25 protein-coding genes are annotated in these 19,870 nt (G+C 31.0%); 1 reads left to right on the top strand and 24 read right to left on the bottom strand.

The window, feature by feature from the left end; all coding sequences use genetic code 11:
* Positions 1 to 3 precede the first annotated feature (3 nt).
* The 12 genes from QMG30_RS08470 to QMG30_RS08415 form a co-directional block, all read right to left on the bottom strand.
* Positions 4 to 1,017, bottom strand: a complete 1,014-nt coding sequence (locus QMG30_RS08470) for a baseplate J/gp47 family protein (protein ID WP_281814512.1) — start codon at positions 1,015 to 1,017, stop codon at positions 4 to 6.
* Positions 1,018 to 1,020: 3 nt separating this feature from the next.
* Positions 1,021 to 1,416 carry a DUF2634 domain-containing protein gene (locus QMG30_RS08465; protein ID WP_281814510.1) on the bottom strand — a complete coding sequence of 132 codons (396 nt, stop codon included), beginning with the start codon at positions 1,414 to 1,416 and terminating at the stop codon, positions 1,021 to 1,023.
* Positions 1,388 to 1,723, bottom strand: a complete 336-nt coding sequence (locus QMG30_RS08460) for a DUF2577 family protein (RefSeq protein ID WP_281814508.1) — start codon at positions 1,721 to 1,723, stop codon at positions 1,388 to 1,390. The genes QMG30_RS08465 and QMG30_RS08460 overlap by 29 nt, the downstream gene beginning before the upstream one ends.
* On the bottom strand, positions 1,708 to 2,667 hold the full coding sequence (locus tag QMG30_RS08455) for an XkdQ/YqbQ family protein (RefSeq protein ID WP_281814505.1): 960 nt from the start codon (positions 2,665 to 2,667) through the stop codon (positions 1,708 to 1,710). Before QMG30_RS08455 ends, QMG30_RS08460 begins: the two co-directional genes overlap by 16 nt.
* Positions 2,664 to 3,323 (bottom strand): LysM peptidoglycan-binding domain-containing protein, encoded by a 660-nt coding sequence (locus QMG30_RS08450; protein ID WP_281814502.1) that lies wholly within the window; start codon positions 3,321 to 3,323, stop codon positions 2,664 to 2,666. Before QMG30_RS08450 ends, QMG30_RS08455 begins: the two co-directional genes overlap by 4 nt.
* Complete coding sequence (locus QMG30_RS08445) at positions 3,316 to 5,457, bottom strand: tape measure protein (RefSeq protein ID WP_281814499.1); 2,142 nt, start codon at positions 5,455 to 5,457, stop codon at positions 3,316 to 3,318. The genes QMG30_RS08450 and QMG30_RS08445 overlap by 8 nt, the downstream gene beginning before the upstream one ends.
* Before the next feature lie 185 nt (positions 5,458 to 5,642).
* A complete protein-coding gene (locus QMG30_RS08440; protein WP_281814497.1) occupies positions 5,643 to 6,065 on the bottom strand; it encodes a phage tail assembly chaperone in 423 nt (140 codons plus the stop codon).
* A 16-nt stretch (positions 6,066 to 6,081) separates the two neighbouring features.
* Positions 6,082 to 6,546 carry a phage tail tube protein gene (locus QMG30_RS08435; protein WP_281814494.1) on the bottom strand — a complete coding sequence of 155 codons (465 nt, stop codon included), beginning with the start codon at positions 6,544 to 6,546 and terminating at the stop codon, positions 6,082 to 6,084.
* 11 nt (positions 6,547 to 6,557) lie between these two features.
* Complete coding sequence (locus QMG30_RS08430; protein ID WP_281814492.1) at positions 6,558 to 7,874, bottom strand: phage tail sheath family protein; 1,317 nt, start codon at positions 7,872 to 7,874, stop codon at positions 6,558 to 6,560.
* The gene (locus QMG30_RS08425) at positions 7,874 to 8,044 is read right to left on the bottom strand and encodes a hypothetical protein (RefSeq protein ID WP_281814490.1); all 171 of its coding nucleotides are present in this window, start codon (positions 8,042 to 8,044) and stop codon (positions 7,874 to 7,876) included. The genes QMG30_RS08430 and QMG30_RS08425 overlap by 1 nt, the downstream gene beginning before the upstream one ends.
* Positions 8,013 to 8,429, bottom strand: a complete 417-nt coding sequence (locus tag QMG30_RS08420) for a phage tail terminator family protein (RefSeq protein WP_281814488.1) — start codon at positions 8,427 to 8,429, stop codon at positions 8,013 to 8,015. Before QMG30_RS08420 ends, QMG30_RS08425 begins: the two co-directional genes overlap by 32 nt.
* Before the next feature lie 393 nt (positions 8,430 to 8,822).
* Positions 8,823 to 9,347, bottom strand: coding sequence for a hypothetical protein (locus tag QMG30_RS08415; protein WP_281814485.1), 525 nt, complete (start codon positions 9,345 to 9,347; stop codon positions 8,823 to 8,825).
* Positions 9,348 to 9,534: 187 nt separating this feature from the next.
* On the opposite strand from QMG30_RS08415, the gene QMG30_RS08410 reads away from it, so the two are divergent.
* Positions 9,535 to 9,903 carry a helix-turn-helix domain-containing protein gene (locus tag QMG30_RS08410; protein ID WP_281814482.1) on the top strand — a complete coding sequence of 123 codons (369 nt, stop codon included), beginning with the start codon at positions 9,535 to 9,537 and terminating at the stop codon, positions 9,901 to 9,903.
* A 165-nt stretch (positions 9,904 to 10,068) separates the two neighbouring features.
* Here the strand turns inward: QMG30_RS08410 and QMG30_RS08405 are convergent, their stop codons facing one another.
* The 12 genes from QMG30_RS08405 to QMG30_RS08350 form a co-directional block, all read right to left on the bottom strand.
* Positions 10,069 to 10,767, bottom strand: a complete 699-nt coding sequence (locus QMG30_RS08405; protein ID WP_281814480.1) for a hypothetical protein — start codon at positions 10,765 to 10,767, stop codon at positions 10,069 to 10,071.
* Positions 10,768 to 10,832: 65 nt separating this feature from the next.
* A complete protein-coding gene (locus tag QMG30_RS08400; RefSeq protein WP_281814478.1) occupies positions 10,833 to 12,731 on the bottom strand; it encodes an alpha-glucosidase in 1,899 nt (632 codons plus the stop codon).
* Between the two features lie 45 nt (positions 12,732 to 12,776).
* The gene (locus QMG30_RS08395; protein WP_281814475.1) at positions 12,777 to 13,370 is read right to left on the bottom strand and encodes a GNAT family N-acetyltransferase; all 594 of its coding nucleotides are present in this window, start codon (positions 13,368 to 13,370) and stop codon (positions 12,777 to 12,779) included.
* Positions 13,371 to 13,501: 131 nt separating this feature from the next.
* The gene (locus QMG30_RS08390; RefSeq protein ID WP_281814473.1) at positions 13,502 to 14,563 is read right to left on the bottom strand and encodes a hypothetical protein; all 1,062 of its coding nucleotides are present in this window, start codon (positions 14,561 to 14,563) and stop codon (positions 13,502 to 13,504) included.
* 34 nt (positions 14,564 to 14,597) lie between these two features.
* On the bottom strand, positions 14,598 to 15,047 hold the full coding sequence (locus QMG30_RS08385; protein WP_281814471.1) for a hypothetical protein: 450 nt from the start codon (positions 15,045 to 15,047) through the stop codon (positions 14,598 to 14,600).
* A gap of 61 nt (positions 15,048 to 15,108) precedes the next feature.
* Positions 15,109 to 15,249, bottom strand: coding sequence for a hypothetical protein (locus QMG30_RS08380; protein ID WP_281814469.1), 141 nt, complete (start codon positions 15,247 to 15,249; stop codon positions 15,109 to 15,111).
* Positions 15,250 to 15,337: 88 nt separating this feature from the next.
* Positions 15,338 to 15,898, bottom strand: a complete 561-nt coding sequence (locus QMG30_RS08375; RefSeq protein ID WP_281814467.1) for a hypothetical protein — start codon at positions 15,896 to 15,898, stop codon at positions 15,338 to 15,340.
* Between the two features lie 35 nt (positions 15,899 to 15,933).
* The gene (locus QMG30_RS08370) at positions 15,934 to 16,056 is read right to left on the bottom strand and encodes a GNAT family protein (RefSeq protein ID WP_281814465.1); all 123 of its coding nucleotides are present in this window, start codon (positions 16,054 to 16,056) and stop codon (positions 15,934 to 15,936) included.
* Between the two features lie 432 nt (positions 16,057 to 16,488).
* Positions 16,489 to 16,713: a hypothetical protein gene (locus tag QMG30_RS08365; protein WP_281814463.1), complete on the bottom strand. Its 225-nt coding sequence runs from the start codon at positions 16,711 to 16,713 to the stop codon at positions 16,489 to 16,491.
* Between the two features lie 75 nt (positions 16,714 to 16,788).
* Entirely contained in the window at positions 16,789 to 17,787 is a 999-nt protein-coding gene (locus QMG30_RS08360) for an ABC transporter permease (RefSeq protein ID WP_281814461.1), read from the bottom strand.
* Positions 17,788 to 17,800: 13 nt separating this feature from the next.
* Positions 17,801 to 18,991 (bottom strand): ABC transporter permease, encoded by a 1,191-nt coding sequence (locus QMG30_RS08355; protein WP_281814459.1) that lies wholly within the window; start codon positions 18,989 to 18,991, stop codon positions 17,801 to 17,803.
* A 1-nt stretch (position 18,992) separates the two neighbouring features.
* A complete protein-coding gene (locus QMG30_RS08350; protein ID WP_281814457.1) occupies positions 18,993 to 19,847 on the bottom strand; it encodes an ABC transporter ATP-binding protein in 855 nt (284 codons plus the stop codon).
* Positions 19,848 to 19,870 lie beyond the last annotated feature (23 nt).

Below are 19,870 nucleotides of genomic sequence, written 5' to 3'. Positions count from 1 at the left end.
CTATCACACCTCCAATATAACACTACCCAAAACTGGTATTTCTTCATCTTCCAGTCCTATATTAACTGTAATATTATTAATTTTTAATTCGCTATAATCAAGTACTCCCGGAGTATTCAGAAGTATATTTCCTATTTTAGCTATACTGATGTAAGAAAGCTCAAAGGCTATGTCTTTTAAAAATTGGTCTACAAGATTAATGAAATTCTGCTGGACTTTGCCTATATTGTAACCATTAGCCAGAACTACTTTTGCAGTTACATCAATTTGCTTTTCCTTTGCGCCGACTACTGTTACTTTTGCTCCAATAGGTCGTACTTCTTCTATGTGTTTATATGTTTTGTCTATCAATTCTCTAGAAGGTGATTTTTTGTTACTGTCTATCACTACAACTTTAACTGTGCCAGGTCCATTTGCTAGTGGGAAAACTTTAGCATCGCCTACTCCTAGAACTTCTTTTGACCATATACAATAGTGGTTTGCATTTCCACTGGTAGATGTTTTCTTGACTTCTATATCATATCTTTTTAGCAGTTCTTCATCGGATTCTTCATTTTCACCCGGTACAATTACATCACTTAACACAGCTTGTGTAAGACCAGCTATGTAATCGATAGGAAGCAGAGTACCGAAACTTTTGTTACCGATTTCTCCAGTTGTTTCACATTCTAGAGAGTATTCATTACTTTCTTTATTAAGTTTTTTAATAACTGTATAAACCAATGAATCCATACCAAATCTTGAACCTATAGGAACATCTATATTGAAAACACCTTTTCTTATTGCTTTCGTTGATTTTCTTCTTTCTATTCCTTTTTCGTTACACCTGTAATCAAGGTATTTACCACAGCTTGTATTAGCAAAAGCCATATCTAACATACTCTCTATTTCAACATACATCTGAGCTAATTCAAAAGCCGTAGGAGCGAAGGCATCGTATATGATAGAACCTTCTCTCTTATCTACGTCATTTGGTATTTTGTTCAGCATTCTTTTCAATATCTCTTCATAAGTCATAGGTTAGATAGTCACCTCACTTTCAACTGTTCCATGAATCGTTGTAACATCAAACTTCACAAGCAGACCATCATTCGTGTTAGTGAATATGAAATTATTGACATTGGATATTCGGTCATCTTGAAGCAGACATTCTTTGATTAGCCTTGGTGCTTCAAGCTCGGCATATTCAACATCTTTACCAATCAAATTATTAAGTTCATGACCATAATCCCATGAATAGATAATATAATCATATCTAGGAATATTCAGCATCATAGTGATAGACTGTTTTACAGCTTCTAATCCATCATCCATCCCTATTATTTTATTGTTCTTAATTAACCATGTTTTACTTGCCATGTTATCAACGAATTTTATGTCTTTCAGATTACTCTTGGGTAATAAGGATTGATTCACCGTAATCACCCACCTTGTCAAATATTATATATTCTTCTCCTAGATTAATTAAAATGAGTTTATCTCCAGTTGTTAGTTTCGGCCTTAGTATGTATTCTTTTTCAATTTCAACATCATCTTCATAACCTTTTATTGTTAGCTTAACTTCTTGAAGATGTTCGGGAAAAGTCAATACTCCTAAAGGCAATTGGAGACGCTGTTCTACATTAACCAAAAAAGGATCAGTGCTAGAAACTGTTCCAACAAGTATTCTTGCATTAATCCCATCCATTGTCTCTTTTACTATTTTCTTTATGCTGTTATACAATTAACCACCACCAATTCTAAATCCATCGTATGTTCGTTATCATTGAATTTATGTGTATCAGAATCAATTAAATACCAACCATCAATACCTTGTTCTGGCATATTGATATATACACTGTAACCAGATCTACATCTTATATCGCCTATTGCATTTTTCAGCTTGAAAGTTTTCTTCTCCCTATTCTTGAGCTTCAACAGATTATTTCCTTTTTCATTAATCTGTGCCATGTTATATTTTTCATCCACAACTTCAAAGTATTGTAATTTACCCCATTTAGCGATACTAGCAAAATCTTGATATGGATATTCTCTGGGTTCTGTCTTCTTATTATCTTGTACGAGTTTTATACAATTATAGGTATCTGTATCTATGTCAGTTGTTATATCATAATCTGTTATATTACCATTTCCATCTAACAGAATATCAAGCTTAGTATCATCTATATCCATTAGCTCCAAGAACCCTACATTGTCTTGTATAAAATATAATCTACCTGTAGACAGTAGTGTAGTTTCTATACCTTTCACTATCATATCCAGATATTCTGTATTATCACTGATTTGTTTTGGTATAACATATTTCGTATCCGCTACATTGCCAAGTAACATTAAGTTTTCGCCTGCGATGATATTTACAATTTCCGTCAGAGTTTTATTTTCAAAGACTTTGCTATCTTTGAACTTAAGGTACCTTAATTGGTCGTAACATGTAATCTTAGTCATGCTTACCTTGAAAACATAGCCGTAAAAGATTCTCATATCATCTGCTTTCATGAGAACGACATATCCAGTATTAATAGGGAATTCTGTTACTGTAGAATCTTCATAATATTCAAATTCCATACTTGCAGCTCTACCGTTACGAGCTCTTTTTAGTGTTATCTGTCCATGAGGTATTTCATACACATTGCCGCATCTGTCGTCAACATATATTTGTGTTTTCATAGCTGTAACACCTGCCCTGGAAATATTAGGTTAGGATTCTTAATGTTATTTTTTGATGCTATTTCCTTGTATTTATTACCGTCTCCCAAGAGTTTCTTGCATATACCATATAAGGTATCTCCAGATTTTACTGTGTAACTCTTAGGTGTACTTTTTTGTTCTTCTCTTGTATTTTTTAACGTACCATGCAAATCATCAACAGTAGCTATTTTCAACTCATATTTACGATATTTTTTAAATTCTATACTATATTCAATATCTCCAACAGAACCTGCTGATTCACTATAAGTAAAGTTTTCAATTGTACATACCCATCTCAATGGGAAAGCTGAACCACTTATGACTAATTCAAAAGGATATTTTTGAAAGTTATTTTCCTTATCTCCATCTCTCCATTTTTGTATGAGTTTTATGTATTCACTAGGCTCTTTGAAATCAATGCTTGTTACATATGGTCCACGATGCGAGGGGAAAATACTGCTGATTTTTAATGTAGGAGCTTTTATTTTATTGATTATTGTGATTTCACCTATATTTTGTAGATTAAAATTTTTATTATTACTACTTTCTCTAACCTCTATCTTTTCAGGTAAAACAGGTAATTCAATCTCTTGTTCTTCATTATTATTAATTGATTTTAGAATTATGCTATACATTGTACGCCCCCTTTACATTTGCTGATACTTCTTCATTAAGAGAGTTGGTTATTTTATCAACTACAGTGTTTACATCTACATCTTTGTGGATATCTCCAGTAGTGACTTTAACTGTTGGTGTAAGTGTAACGAAATTCTGAATAGCTTGCATCTCTGCTATATCTCTCATAATCTTAAGGTCTTCGCTGGATACATCGACAGTATTATCAACAGTGGAATTAGTATATACTGGATTTTCTTGATTACCAAAATTATCTAGAAGATCTTTGTCTATGGAGTCTTTTAATATATCATTTATGGAATCTTCCATACCAGTATCAAAATTGAATTTATCAGCAATACTATTTTGAAATTTTTCTCCTGAATCATAGGCACTATTCCATGTCTTACCATAATCTGCTCTTTTCAGTCCGAGATCATCAACGGAAAGATCTAATTCATCGATAATATTAGTATAATTTTCGTCAGGAGCATATTCCTGTACTACATCATCTGCCATATCTTTTAGTCCTGCTCTCCAACCTGAAACCGTATCAGCCATTTTAGTACCAAAGATAAAATCCATAGCAGATGCTATTTTTTCTAGAACACCTAATACTCCATCTGCCATACTCTGAAACAGATATATAATTGATGATATAGGATTAGTAAATACGTTACCAATGAAATTTGCAAATCTAATGTAGGGATTAATCAGTCTATTTATCATACCAAGAGCTAACTCCAACACCCCGAATAAAAGGTTTTGAATAAATGCCCCTAATGTACAAATAGCCCCCCATATAACACCTATTGCACTTATTGAAGTCCCAGCAAAATGGTTGATAGCATTAACTACTAAAAATATTAATGCGATAAGTACTATTACAGCAAGTATAATCCATGTTATAGGACATGCTAATAAAGCACTATTAAATCCCCATTGAGCAGTAGTCTGTTCTATAGTAGCTTCTGCCGCTCTACGATTAGCTATTGATAGAGCAGTATTTATAGTAGTCCCCACTGCTTTTATACCATTACTAATTGCCATAATACCATTTAGAACCATTGTTGTTCCTTTTAATAACAATAATGGTATTAGTATTGCAAATAACAAGGGACTAATAAGAGACCAATTATCAATAAAAAAAGTAGCTATAAGTGCTATCGCATCTATGAATTCACCAACAGCACCCATACATACTCTTAAACCACTGGCGATAGTAGTAAATAGCTCTTGAGCACTACTTGAGTTAATAAAATCAGAAAACGCTTGAAACGCTGGTTGTAATCCATAAGCGATATTATCATTTATATTCGTTGTAATATCACTGAATTTCATAGGCATTTGGTCAAATTGCGAGTTAATATCATCTGCTGATTTAAATAATGCTGATTTTACTACATCAGAAGTTATACGCCCTTTAGAACTTACTTCATCAAGTTTATCTAAAGGTACTCCCATTTCATCAGCAATAGATTGAGCAAGCGCAGGCGAATTCTGAAGAATCGTGTTAAATGCATTTCCTTGTATACTTCCTTTAGCCATCCCTTCAGCTAACTGATTCATCGCTTTACTCTGATCATTAGCACTTATACCGGCAAGGTTAAATGATTTTGTCATTAGTTCAGAAAAAGCAATCATTTCATCATTGTTAGAAAATGAACCAGATGCCGTAGATCCTATTTTACTTACAGTATCTACCATTTGGGAATAACTACTTCTGCTTCTACCTGCTGATTTAAATATTTTTTTATTTAATTCTTCTGTAGTCTGTAAATTATCATTAATTTGCTGTATTTTACTCTGTGACTTTACATATTCATCTGCTGAATTTATAAATTTTGTCACTTTATCATTAGATTTTAATTTTTTAACAGCATCAATCACATTTAGTAATTTAAAAGATTTTTTTTCTCCTTCAGCAACCTTATCATTGAATTCGTCTTGTCGTTCTCCTGCTTCTTTTATCCCTATACCCATAGCGTTTATATTAATATTGGCAAGGTTGAAATTTTTTATGTTACAAGTGTTTTTCGTTACCTGCTTGAATTTCTTAAAATTTGCAATCGCCACATTTGTGTTTTGAGTAATATTGTTCAACACAGGATTAAATCCATCATTTAATTTTAAACTCTGCGTTAACGTAGCCACATGTTATCACCTACCTTTCCTTTCAGCTTTTTTCTGTGCTCTTTTCTCATTTCGTACATGAATATCAATACTTGCCATTACATATGCTTTTTCGTATCTATCCATTTCTACAAATTGTCTTGGCAGTATTCTTAACTTGTGAAGGGCATAATGAGCATAATTAGCCTCACTATCCCCTTCATTAATTAGTTTTTTGCTTCTTCCACCAGGTCATTCATATCTTTATCGTAGCCATTTACTTCTTGAGCCACCAATAATGCTTCAGTGAATTCTCCTGGAAGTAGCATAGCTTTTAACAAATCTACTTCGCCCATAACACCATAACTTTTTTGTAAATCAGAATCTTTTAGATTAGGAAATACGGTACATGCTGCAACGAATTTATCAATAAATGAATCTTCGTCTATTATGGTTTTCATACCTCTTTTTCTATCTCTTTCTTTTTTGGTACATGATTTTCTGATTTCTTTTTCTCTTTCTCTACTGATAGCTTGAAATTCAAAAGGAATTGGATTACCCTCTTCATCTTTGAATCTAGTGGAGATAACTTGTTTTATTGTTATAGTCTGATCTACATTTTGTGCAAAAAAAGCTTGTAAATTACTCATTTTACATTCCTCCTTCTTATCCTAATTTAGGTTCATTGAATCTATTTACTATTTCTACATCATCAAAAGTGAATTCCATATCTTCTTCTAGAATTTCTGCATCCACATCAAATTGTGCTAGTATCACACTATTTAGATTAACATTCTTTATTACTATAGATTGCTTTCCCAAAGAAGACATAGGATCTTCATTAACAACTAGAATATCAAAATATAAATCTTTACCTTTTTGGATGTAATCATACATCATATCTCTAAATTTAGTTGTAGCATAATATATTGTCATGCTACCTGAACCCTTCCATCCTATCGCTTTGTTTTGGACGCCTCTTTTACCTAATGTCTTAAGTTCAGTTTTACTTTTTTCTGCAGTTGCTTTAAAATTTTTAGCGTAGAACATTTCTTCCGTATGACCATCAATTTTTATATATGCCCTTGCTTCCTGACCGCTAATTGTATCACTTGCTCTTAAATATCCCATAGTTCATCCTCCTAGTTTAATGTAACTTTCATATATAATTTTTCCATACTATCTGTTGGCTGTATATAAGCATCAACAATGATAGAATCTTTCTCGTTTGCAGCTTGTACAATTATGTCTTTATCTGAATTGAAATTCTGTATTGCATTGATTCCCTGTAAAGTTTTCATGTAATTGACAACCTCTGATTTGAATAGGTTTCTTCCATCATCGTCATTAGTCACTTTACCGATATAATAGTTACTGAATATCTTCTGAATATCATTGGCTATAGAATCAAGAACTCTTATTACTCTATTTTTTCTGAAACTCTTGTCTTTTTCAGATGAGAATGATGTAAGTGTATTGATATCCTGTTCTATAACAACTTTTTCTCCATTGGCTACGAACACTATCTCTCCTGCATTCAGTGCTTTGACAATTTGTGAATTGGTATATTTGGTATCTACATCCACAGCTCCAGCATATGATTTATAAGTATTAGAAACATTAACGTCAGCTCCGGCTGTTATACCAGCAACATATGCAGTGGCTTTCACTTTATCAATTACAGTTCCATCTGCAAGTTTGACACCATTTTTAACTGATATTATTCCTTCGTAATCTGCTGATGTATAATCAGAAAGTACAGCTTGTATTTTCTTGCCTTCATCATTTCTTAGTCTCTTGATAAAAGATACCGCAGTTGATTTGATAGTATCATCATCAACTGGTAACGCCATTGTATTGAAGTCGAATACTTCTATAGCAGTAAAATAATCCATATAATCTTGTGTTACTGGAGTTGTATCACTTCCACCTTCTAGAACGATACCAGCACTTTCTGACAATGCTCCTGTTCCTGTAAAATCAACGTATGGATTGGATTTCAAACTGTCAATACTTGAAGCTGTTTGTTCGTATACTACTGATTTATCAAGATATGTAGTAACAATAAATTCTCCTTTTGCATTAATATCCTCAGATATTCTTACTGTGATATCGTTACCTCTTACACCTTCATATTTTGCAGTAGCTGTTAGATTTTCAACTGTTTTAGTAGCTTTTGAACCGCCATTAACACGATATAGCAGAATCTTACTTGCACATTTGAAAGCTTCTTTTATAAGTAGTAATTCATCATCTAGTAAACTGTATCCTAGTATTTCTTGAAAATTATTTGTTGGTTCTAATTCCATTACTTGTTTTTTAGCTCCCCAACTCATTACCATAGGCATAGTCACTATACCTCTGTCTCCCATAGTTCCAAATGAACCTGTATTTGATTCAAAATTGATATATGCTCCTGGTCTTACCTTGTTTTGTGTTGTCCATGATCCTCCTGCCATTATTTAACACTCCTTTTCTTTTCTTTTTCTAATAGGCTTTTGACTTGCTCTAATGAATAATCTTTATCTTCCAAAATTGCTTCTATCAAATACTTATCTGTAACTGTAAATTGGTTACTTCTTAGTATTTGATCTTTTTTATATTTCCTGGTGGTTGTTTTCCCTGCCATATTCATTCACCTCCATATTTTGTAATTTTGGCATTTCTTCACATTCTTTTATTAACCTGATTTTGTACTCAACAAAAAAATGAAGTACCTTATTATCAATTTTATAATGCATATTTCTGCCTTTTGCCTTGATATCAAATAAGAACTCCATCTTTTCATATAAATCATTAGCTACTACTTCACACTCTTCTGTATTTATAGAATAATAAAGTAATTCATAGCTATTCTTCCTGATATATCTATTGCTTATCAACTGATTCTGAGTGCTGTCGAGAAGTTTCACATAGAAACAAGGTGCTTCAAATTTCTGTGTGGATTCTTCAAGATATATTGGAATATCAGGATATGAAGATTTTAATTTTTCAATTACATCTTTTGTAATCATGTAATAACCCCCTTAGAGTTACTGATTTAATTTTCAACCACTCCTTTCATTATATTGTTGTTCTTTTTATAGCTACCTTAATGTTTGAATACCTTATTTTCAAAATGATTTTATCCAGTAAATTATCTTTGAATTTCAGATTAAAAACATTTTATAAGTAACATTTAGCAGCTTTCATGATTAAAGCTATCAACATGATTTTATAATGATTGATATCATATGAATTTTGGGGATGCTTATAGCTTTAATCATTTTCTATAAAAAATATAATAATGGATAAGAAACAAAAAAGAGCTGTTTAGGCTCTTATTTTTCCTTTGCTATATTTTTTACTAATAACATATTATCACGTTATGTTTATCATTAAAATATCATCTTTTTCTCATGTTATTATCACAAGTCTATTTTCATGCCATCAACACCGAATAATAATATGCTCAATTCATTGGTTGCTTCTTTTTCCCATCTTCTGACTGTTGCATTTCCACAATTGAGTTCTTCTGCTGTTCTTTCATATGTCTTGTTTTTCATATATATCTCTTCAACAGCCCTATATTTGTCATATTGATCTTTAGTTCTCATTTTTTTCTTTAACTGTGACATAGCCGTATCAATATGTGCTAACATTATTAATGTTCGAAATTTAGATTGTCTAATGGATTTTATGTATAGTTCATCCCTTCTACTTATTTCAATATTATCATCATTAATGATATCACTGATTTCGTTAATGTCATCTTTTGCATTTTGAAGATGCGCTTTTAATGAATTATAGTTCTTGAGTAATAATTTTGTATTTCTAAAACGATAATCTTTTTTCTTTTTCATTTCCTGCATAGTATATTTTTTGATTGCTTGATCTGCTGCCATTATGGCTGCTTGTTCTATTTCTGTCATGATATTTTCTTTTGTATCCATACTAAACACCTCTTTAATTTTCCTATCGATTTCTGTAGTTATAATAATATGTTTCTCTGATTACATATTATTTGAATTCATTATATAACGATTATCTTTTAATGTCAAACGATATTCTTTTAATGTCTATTAAAAAATATAGCATATCGTTATTTTTTATGTTATTATAGTTCTGGAGGTGATTATATTGACATCTAATGAAAGATTGAAATTGTTACGAAAAGAGCTTAACCTCTCACAAAAAGAATTTTCTAGCAGAATTGAAATGTCGCAAGGTGGATATTCCGATATAGAAAATAATAGAGCTAATTTAACAGATAAAAATATAAAACTTATTTCTAGAGAATTTAATGTAAATGAAGAATGGTTGAAAACTGGTCAAAATGAAATGTTTAAAGAAGATGATTTTTTCTATGACTTAGGTTATTATACTCAAGATGCTACTGACCTGGATAAAGCATTTATTATAGAGTTCCTAAAATTGGATAATGATTCTAAGAAAACATTGCTTGGATTTTGGAAGAGTGTTATTGATAAATTGGATAAGGATATATAGCATTTATTAAAGAATTAATTTCAAAAACAAATAGAACCTTTTGGATTAAAAACATCTAGAAGGTTCTTATATCGTCAATGATAAACAAAATTGGAAAATCCTATTTACTCAACTTTCCCATTTCAATATTCTATGCAGGTAAGCTAATTAAAAGGTTTTACAGTATTAAAGTATTTTCTCATTATGTATTAAATCATATATTTCCTTCTTCTGTTGAATTCTCTTAATTCCCAAAGCTTCAAAATTAATGTCAATACCAAAACATGCCTTTAATGCTATTCTGGTTTCCATAAAAGAATAATCACACCAAAATTCATTATAACAAGAATATTGATCGCATTCATCTATCTTTGAAAACAATTCTTTCGCTTTAGAATAATATATATCGGATTTTTCTTGGTCCGACAATAAGAATATATCACCTAATAATTCTACGTTCATAGCATATTCAGTAGCCATCCCATTATCAATATTTTCATACTGCTTAATAGATTTTTCTTGTGAATATACAACTAATTGAGCTAGAATTTTATAATAATCATTTTTCATTACATAGTAATAATAACAGCTAACATTTAATAGATTGATAGCCATATAATTTGATATGATATAATTATCAAAAAATAAGTTGTTAGTATTTTTATAATGCATTCCAATAAGTTCGTATAACGAAGCTAACTCTTTATGATTATGTTGTTCTGTAAGTTTTTTTGTGTAGTCCATCAAGAATTCATCATGTAATAGTAAAAATGAACAATCATTTTCAATAGTACATTCTAATTCTTTTTGCATTGAATAAAGATAATCCTTATACATGGATTTCCTATCAAAATCCTTTGTTTTATTATGTTCTTTATAAGACATGAATATATCTCCTTTTAATCTTTAGCCCCAGAATAATATATACACTAAAGTTAATAAACCTTTTACTAGTGATTATTAAGCATATATATATCTACTTCATAAGGTTCTAGAAAATCTGTGATATGATTAATATAGTTACTTAAAAGTAATTTTGTTGGATCTATTTCTTTTAGCCTTTTTTGCTTAGCAGAACATAAATTGATTTCAATGTAAAATGTTGATTCATTATCTTTACGATAATATGCAAATCTATTTTTCTTATTCAATTTGTATGGAATAAAATCACCATAAACTAGGGTCTTATATCCTTTCCTATATTCAACTAAACTCTTGTAAAAATGATACACTGAATTGTTATCTTTTAATTGAGATTTTACATTAATTGTTTTGTAATTCTGACTTACACCAATCCATGGATTGACATCAGAAAACCCTGCAAAATTGTTGGATGACCATTGCATAGGAACTCTTGCATTATCTCTCGAACCTATTTTTATTCTTCTTAAAGCTTCTTCTTTGGTCATACCCTTTTTTATTAATTTATCGTACATATTGATGCTTTCCACATCTCTATATTCTTCCAATAAATCAAAACCCGCATTAATCATACCTATTTCTTGCCCCTGATAAATGAATGGTGTTCCTTTTAAAGTGAGAAGTAATGTTGCTAGTAATTTCCCGACAACACCATAATACTTGGACTCATTAGTTATTTTTGATATCATTCGTGGAAAATCATGATTCTCTAAGAAAAGACTATTCCAGCAGCTATTGCCATAATCCATCTGCCATTTTACCAATTGTTTTTTTAGAATGTTTAAATCATATTGGTAATCATCAAATCTATCTTTACCTGGATTGTCCATATGTTCAAAATTGAAAATCATATTTAGCTCTTCTCTGCTTTCATGGGTAAAATATTTGCTTGTATTAAGTCCAAGACCAGGTGTTTCACCAACTGTAACAACATCATAATTACTGAATGTGTTTTTATTCAATTCCTGTAAATAACTATGTACGTGAGGTCCGAAAGCATAATTCTCAACTCCGCAAACACCTATTAACTCTTCAATCATAGTGTGACCATCTGGTAATTGAGATTCTTTGGAAATGAAATTAATAACGTCTAATCTAAATCCATCTATACCTTTATCCAGCCACCAATTTATCATTTCATATAAATCATTACGCATAGGTTTATAATTCCAATTAAGGTCCATTTGTTTTTTGGACCAAATATGCATTGACCATTCATTAGTTTTGTAGTCATAATTCCAAGCTGGTCCAGAGAAAAAAGATGTCCAGTTATTTGGTTCTTTCCCGTTTTTCCCTTTTTCCCAAATATAATATTCTCTATAAGGATTATCCTTACTTTTACTTGACTCCACAAACCATTTATGTTCATCTGACGTATGATTAATGACTAAATCCATTATCAAGCGGATACCCCTTTTATGTGTTTCCAAGAGCAATCTATCAAAGTCTTGCATTGTACCGAATTCTTGCATAATTTTTTTGTAATCCCTGATATCATAGCCATTATCATCATTTGGCGAATCATATATTGGCGAAAGCCAAATTAGATTAATTCCCAACTCTTGTAGGTAATCCAGCTTTTCTATGATTCCACATAAGTCACCAATACCATCTTGATTACTATCTTTGAAGCTTCTAGGATATATTTGATATGCAACTGCTTCTTTCCACCATGTAGGTTTAATTTCTTCAGCTTGTTTAGGTAGAAGCAGATTATCATAATGATTCAGTTTAGCTATTAACATATTAATGAATTTGTCATCAATCTTTCCTTTACTCAACCTTATAAGACTTTTCAATTTTATTTGTCTTATCAGATTATTAACTATCAATTTATTTATGTTCATTTGACCTAGTAACATTTCTATTATGTCCACGCCAAGAGGATTCTTCATTACTTCTCCTAATCTACTGTTCTTAGAAAACATAAATGATACACCTCCAAAGATTACATTATAGTGTTATCCTTATAATCATTTATTAAGTTCCAATTGGTACAAACGCACTTCATGCACTCTATAATATTTTTGTTCCATTTCTGTTTTCCTATCAAGTGTAGTTTCAAAATTCAAAGACCTGATTGAATTAGTACTTTCGTCTTTATTTATTAGATTATTCTCTTTACATTGTTTCCCTGATGCATATACATTCAAGTATCCTTCAATATATTTAAATCCTCTGCCAATATACCAGTTATTAGCACTTACATCATCTTGAGTCCATGCTTCAAACCTTGTTATATTCTTAGTTATAGCTATTTTTTTAGTTTCTTCTAATAGAAGTGTTGCGATGTTTTTGTTTCTATACTCTGGCAGTACTCCTAAATTCCATATCACACCGCCTAGTTCTCCATGAAGGTAACAAACATCTTTTATCTTCTTTTCAATTTCAACTTCTATAAAACCAATAATTGTTCCCTTTTCTTCAGCTACTAAATCTATTGTCTCATTCTGATATGTTGGTTTTTTTCTAACTATATCATCATAGTAAGAACAATCGAAGAAAGATAATACTCTACATTTCAACCATTCTTTTTCATCTGTTTTTCTGTAATTTCTTATTACCATTATACTTGCTCCTATGTACTATAATCCTAATTCCTTGTCTACTTGTTACTCTTCCGAATGAAATCTCTTTCTTATCTCCTCCTAAAACCTTTAGCTAAGTCATCTATGTTTGGTTGTATAACCTCCATGATTCAAAAAAAATATATTTTCCCTTGAACTCTTCTTTCGTATTTTAGTATTTTATCAACATATAAATATGCGCTTTCCCATGATGGCTTAATAGATATTATTTCCATTTCTCCATTATTATCCATATCTAAAAAATAATCGATAGTCGTGAACAAATTAGAGTAAACCATATTATCTTCAATATTAATTATATTATGTACATAATCAATTAATTGGTAATTCTCATCTAATGCAACAATGATAGTATAATACTTAGTAAAATCAATGTTATTCCAATTTCCAGCAATATCATCGCTATCTTTAGGTGCATTACTATAATTAACTATTCTCTCTATCTTACCATCAGCATCTAAATCTCCTTCAAATATCTGAGTGATATTTACCTCCATATTACTTGGTACAATGTTTTTACCTACTTCCTTATATTTTTCAACTCTCTCTGAACTTTCTGGAACTATATGATTTTTATCATTCTCTGAAGTAGTATCCAATATGGTATTAACCTTTGTTGGTATATGATTATAATCACCTGTTACAAAAAGACCATGTAGATTGGGATTATCATATGTCATTATAGCCTCAACACCTTCATACCCATCATATTCTCCAATCGACAGTTTACCATTTGTCTTCCCTAACAACTCATTATTAGCATATACTGAATATTCTTTTTCGCATAAATGCTTAAATATATTTAACATTTCCACTTCACTATCCGACAAAACATCAAGACTAAACCCGTCATTAAAATACTCATGTTTTTGTTGAAGTTCTTGTAACCATTCGTTAAAATATTCTATTGATTCACCAAATGGTGCTCCCTCGTTACTCCATGTAAAAACAATTTCACTGGCTGTTTGTTTTTCTAAAATATCCATTGCAATATTTTCTTGGTCAGTTATTTGAACATCTGATTCTTTTGTTTGAAGTTCTTCAAGCATTAATTCTTTTTCTTCTTTTAGTTCGTTATATTTTGTATTTAAATCATTGTATTTTTCTTCCATACTATTAGTGCAACCTGTTAGCAGGACTATAATCGTTATAATAATAAATAATTTCTTCATAATTTCCTTTCTCAAAACTGTAGTTGATATCCTGTTATAATCCTAATTCCTTATCTACTTGTTTCTGCACTCTCCCAAATGAAATCTCTTTCTTATCTCCTCCTAAAGATAGATAACCTTTAGCTAAATCTTCTACAGTTGGTTCTAGCACCTCCATAAATTTCTTGTAGGCAAATTCATATTTCTTATCATCAATATCACTTCCGAATACTTTTTCTATCAACTCTTCAATCATTTGGTCCATACCCCATAATTTCAGATGTAGTAATTCATGAATCATTAATGCCTCTAGATTATCCTGCTTAGGATTAAAGTTATTAAGCATTACTATAGCTTTTCTATCATTCTCATCTATTTTGATATCTCCTGTCTTTCTCCACTCCTGTTTGACTTCATATAATTTGATATCCCAGTCTCGTAACCTCAATATTTCTTGCCACTTATGTATATATTCATTAGCTTTATTTATATCAAATCTACTCATAATTCAATCTCCTTCCATTAATTCCTAATTATAACTTTTCTCAACTATAATAGATATTAGTTTAACTATAAAATTTAATAGCAACAATTATCATGACTAAAGATATTGATGTTATGATAATTTTATGTCTTAATTTTAGATCATCCCATCCTTCTAGTGGTAATAATATTAAATCAAAAATACATTCTATTAAATCATCCATTTTATACTTCCTCTCTAAAACACATTAACAATTATTACTTTTTATAGTTATAATAATTTTAAGTTCAGTATTTATTATAGGTTATTTATTATTCATTAATTCCTTCTCTATATTCTTTTAATTTTCTTTGATACTCCTTAGTTTTATGGTATCCACAAGATTTATATTCATAGCACCAACCACGATATATGCAATCAGGTACACATACTTTGTATAATTCAGGCTCATTTTCTTTTATTGTCTCTAACATGTTTTCCCATGCCTCTCTTGTTTCTTTTGATGCTTGCATGCATAATCTTTTACGGGATATATTTATCATCGCTTGTGCAGAAGCTAGAAATTCGTGTTCAACATAATTACTTTGGGGTAATTCATTTCTATCTAAACCAGTCCTATCTGTTCTTTGTGTCCTAACCCAATGTTCAATTCCATATTTATGTCTTGTTATATGTACAGATACCCAATATTTCAATTCATACCATTTTACATTAATCAGTATTTGTCTAATTGGTGAATGTTCTGATAAAAGCATTCTCCTTTTCCAATTTGAACTAGGTTCTCCAGTACCTGCCTCTTTATTTATTGTGGTTCTAGCTGAATCAGCTACATCCCTCCATGTTCCTTTTATTCTCAGCAACTTACTTTTCAAGAAAATCTCTCCTATAGTCATTTTTTAGTTATACATTACAATTCTTTCCACTCTTCTATATTTAATTTATATTTAATTCTATCGTAAGTTTTACCCTTTAGCAATTGTCGTTTTTTGTATTCTTCATCTTTTTTCATTCCTAATTTCATCATTACCATTTCAGAACCCTGTTGTCAATTACACATCCTGTTTCAATCTCATAAGTATTAAGATTATCAAATGCAAAATTGATTAAAACTAAAAGCAACTTGACTGATAATAGTATAGTCTCAGTTCTTTAATAATAAAGAAATTCTTGAACCTATATATCTCCCTAATTTTGATAAAAGTATACCTATCACAATAAGATAAAAAAGCAAATAAGTAGTTTCTCTCCACTATCCCTTCCTATCCATAGTACTATAATTATCTTTACATATTCAATGTTAACAGATAATTCCATTATAATCAACAAAAATAGTGTTAAAAAGCATGATTAAAATAGCATCTAAGCAAGATCGTCATTAATTTTTTCACCTAAATAAAGTGAGACATATCTCCATGTCTCACTTTACTTATTTTCGTATTATTTTTAGTAATGCAATTATATATTAACCTTGTATAGCTCCATAAACAATTAGAAATATACCAATCGCTAATACGACGATACTTGCTCCAATACATAATTTAGCTGCTGTTTCATCCTTCATATTTTTATTTATCTTCATCTTAGTTATTCTTATTAATCCTGGTGATTTTTTGATGCCTCCAAAATAACCAACTAGTATGGCATATAAAAAACAAAAGATTGCTCCTAACAAATATCCAATACCCATAATATCTCTCCTTCTTAAATTTAGGTTTAAAGGTACTTATTTACCTTCTTGATAATTAATTAGATACCATTAATTCTAACTTAAGCCTCTTCTTATCTTTGGTATTGAAATTAAATAAACCAGTAAAGTTAAGACAATAACTGCTACTACGCATATTATTACTGTACCCCAATCAGCGATTTTTGATAGAATCATATCATTAGCTTTGTATGCAAAGTAGAAAGGACTCCAATACATTGTCCATTGCCATTTGTCTGATAGCAGTTCATATCCTGCTATGGAACCAGCTATAGGTAGCATCATTATTTTAACTCCTGCCGCTGCTTCAATTACATCGCTTGAGCTTAAGCCTTGTAAGAATCCAATAATCAAGCTTAGTAGCATTGAAGTGAAACCTACAAGTATAATCATCAGCCAGTTAACATCATGATATCCAGTTATCAAAAGTACCAAAATAATACTCACAAGTGATGTGATACTACCGAGAGCACTTTTACCTAAAACAAAACCTGTCTGTGAAACTGGCGTTACATTAACAGCACTTATAGTATTATCAGACTTCTCCTCTACGATGCCTAATGAAATAATCATTCCAGCCAACATAACTACCAATAGTATAAGCATATTCACCAATTTAGTCTTAAGAGGTGGTACTGTTTTCTCAAATGATAAATTAGTCGCAGTTGTATTTTCTTCCGTCACACCTAATTCATACAGTGAATTCAATATTTCTGGATAATCTGCTAAACCCTCCGCTTCATTACCTTGCACGATTATCTCATATCCATTGTCTGTAGGGGCTATCCCAACAACATCATCTCTTTTGTTAACACGTCTCTCCAGATCTTCAATGTTATTGAACAACTCTATTTGAGCATATTTCTCCATATATGCAACATGTTCTGCTTCATCACTTTTCAACATAGCTATTTTTACACTACTATCATTCAATCCTGGCGCAAACAAAAGAATACCTACGGCTAATATAATTGGGATTATAATAATGTATATCAGTATCGCATCTCTTGTTGCTATTTTAGTATCTTTGCGGAATATTCTAAAAATTTTACTCATCATTTCATCCCCCTTACACCGTCAATGTTTTCTTGAACCTTAGATTAGCTAGGAACAACAATATAGCACCGCCAAGTAAAAATACAATTGAGTAAGTTCCCAAATATGTTATATCAGGATTACCAATCAATATTTCTTTAAAACCTTGAAGTACTGGATAAGTTGGGAAAAATCTAAGCCATAGAGGATCGAAACTACTAATATAGTAGGAGAATCCAGGTAACATCAATGCAATCATGATAAGGTACAACACTCCAAAAGCTTTGCTGATAGAATCAAAAAAGCTAGCTACTAATAAGCCAAATGCTGCAAATCCAAATGTTGTAATAAGCAAAAAGATGTAAAACCAAATGTAGTTAGGCTTTAATCCCATTACAGGAATTACAATAATGCTTGATGATATGACCACTGTAGTCAATATTACAAATATCTTACTTAACAAATACTTCCATACCGCTGATGGTGTCACTGCAAAAGCACGAATGACTCCTTCTGCCTTATCTAGAAACACATAAGACATTATAATGAAAAATCCCATCAACGAACCTGCAAAAGCTACAAACACTGGTACTACCGCTTCTCTAGTATTTAACCTATCTGTTGACCCTAATTCTCTAATGACTTGTTTATCTCTCTGAGCTCTAATCTCATCTGTTGGAAGCGTATGCAGAATATATAGTAAATCGGAATAACGCTCTGTTTCATAACCTTGTAGTATATAACGGTAACTGAACTCACCTGTATCACTCATAGTAGTTGTAGCACCTATTTTACCTGTCTGGTATGATAAGCGAAGCATATCTTCTTCATTTTTGGTTCTATATATAGTTTTCATAACTTTACCAGTATCTTTATCTATAGCTTGTTTAGCTTCTGTAGTGATAGTTTTCTCATCCACAAAATCATATTCTGTTACTTCTCCAGTTTCCTTATTAGTCAATTGGAACTTAATAGGTTTAAGTTTAAATTCCTTATCCTTGATATCTACGATTTTACCTTCTTGTATATCCTCAACATATAAGCTATCATATACTTCTTCTGGCATATCATAATACACGTATTCCTTATCAGCACTATCTGGTTTAGTATCTACAGCCACTAGCAGAATAACAAGTAGAATTAAGGCTACAGCAATCTCTATATAGAAATAAAAGCCACGAAAAGCAATCTTCATTTCTTTTATATAGGTACTCATCAATTTCATGCTATATAAGCCCCCTTCCAGTTACTTGAATGAATATCTCTTCTAGGGTTGCCTCTTTCGTATGCATTGTTTGAATATCATAATTTTTAATTATATTGGCGATTCTGTTTTTATCTTTATCATCAATAGTCTTAAGAGTTTCTTTGATAAGTTTACCATTATCCACATATTCCACTTCTACAAGTTTCTTGCCATATTGTAACTTCAAGTTCTTAGGTGTATCAATAAGTTTAATCTCACCATCAATGATGAATGCTACCCTATCACATAATTCATCTGCGATATACATATTATGAGTTGTCAAAAAAGAAGTGATTCCCTTTGATTTTTGCTCTCTTATGACATCTTTAATCTCAGCTGCAATAGCTGGATCGAGTCCAGTTGTAGGTTCATCAAGAAACCATAACTCAGGACTATTAATCATGGAACGAGCAAAAGTCAATCTATGTTTCATTCCTTTTGAAAATTCACCTGCTCGATCATGTTTTCTATCTTCTAGACCTACCATCTTAAGCAATTCAATAGGGTCTCTAGTAGGAACATCAAACAAATCAGCATAATATTTCAGATTTTCAAGAGCTGTCAGTTTACTATATACATTAGATTGTTCAAAAGAAACACCTATTTTATTGAAACGCTCATTTTGTACCTTTTTCAAATCATAGCCTGCAACTATGACTTCACCATCTTGTTGTTTTAATAATCCAGTCAGTATACCTTGAGTTGTTGATTTCCCAGCACCTGATGGTCCTAGGAAACCAAAAGTTTCTCCTTTTTCAACCTGAAAACTAATATTATTAACTGCCAATTTTCCATCATTATTGTACGAATGTGAAAGATTCTTAACTGATATCATTTTTTATTCCTCCTAGATTTTTA

The sequence above is a fragment of the Vallitalea longa genome, from assembly GCF_027923465.1.
GTDB lineage: Bacteria > Bacillota > Clostridia > Lachnospirales > Vallitaleaceae > Vallitalea > Vallitalea longa.
Note: the sequence above shows the minus strand (reverse complement) of the source record. Positions and strands in the feature narration are given on the sequence as shown.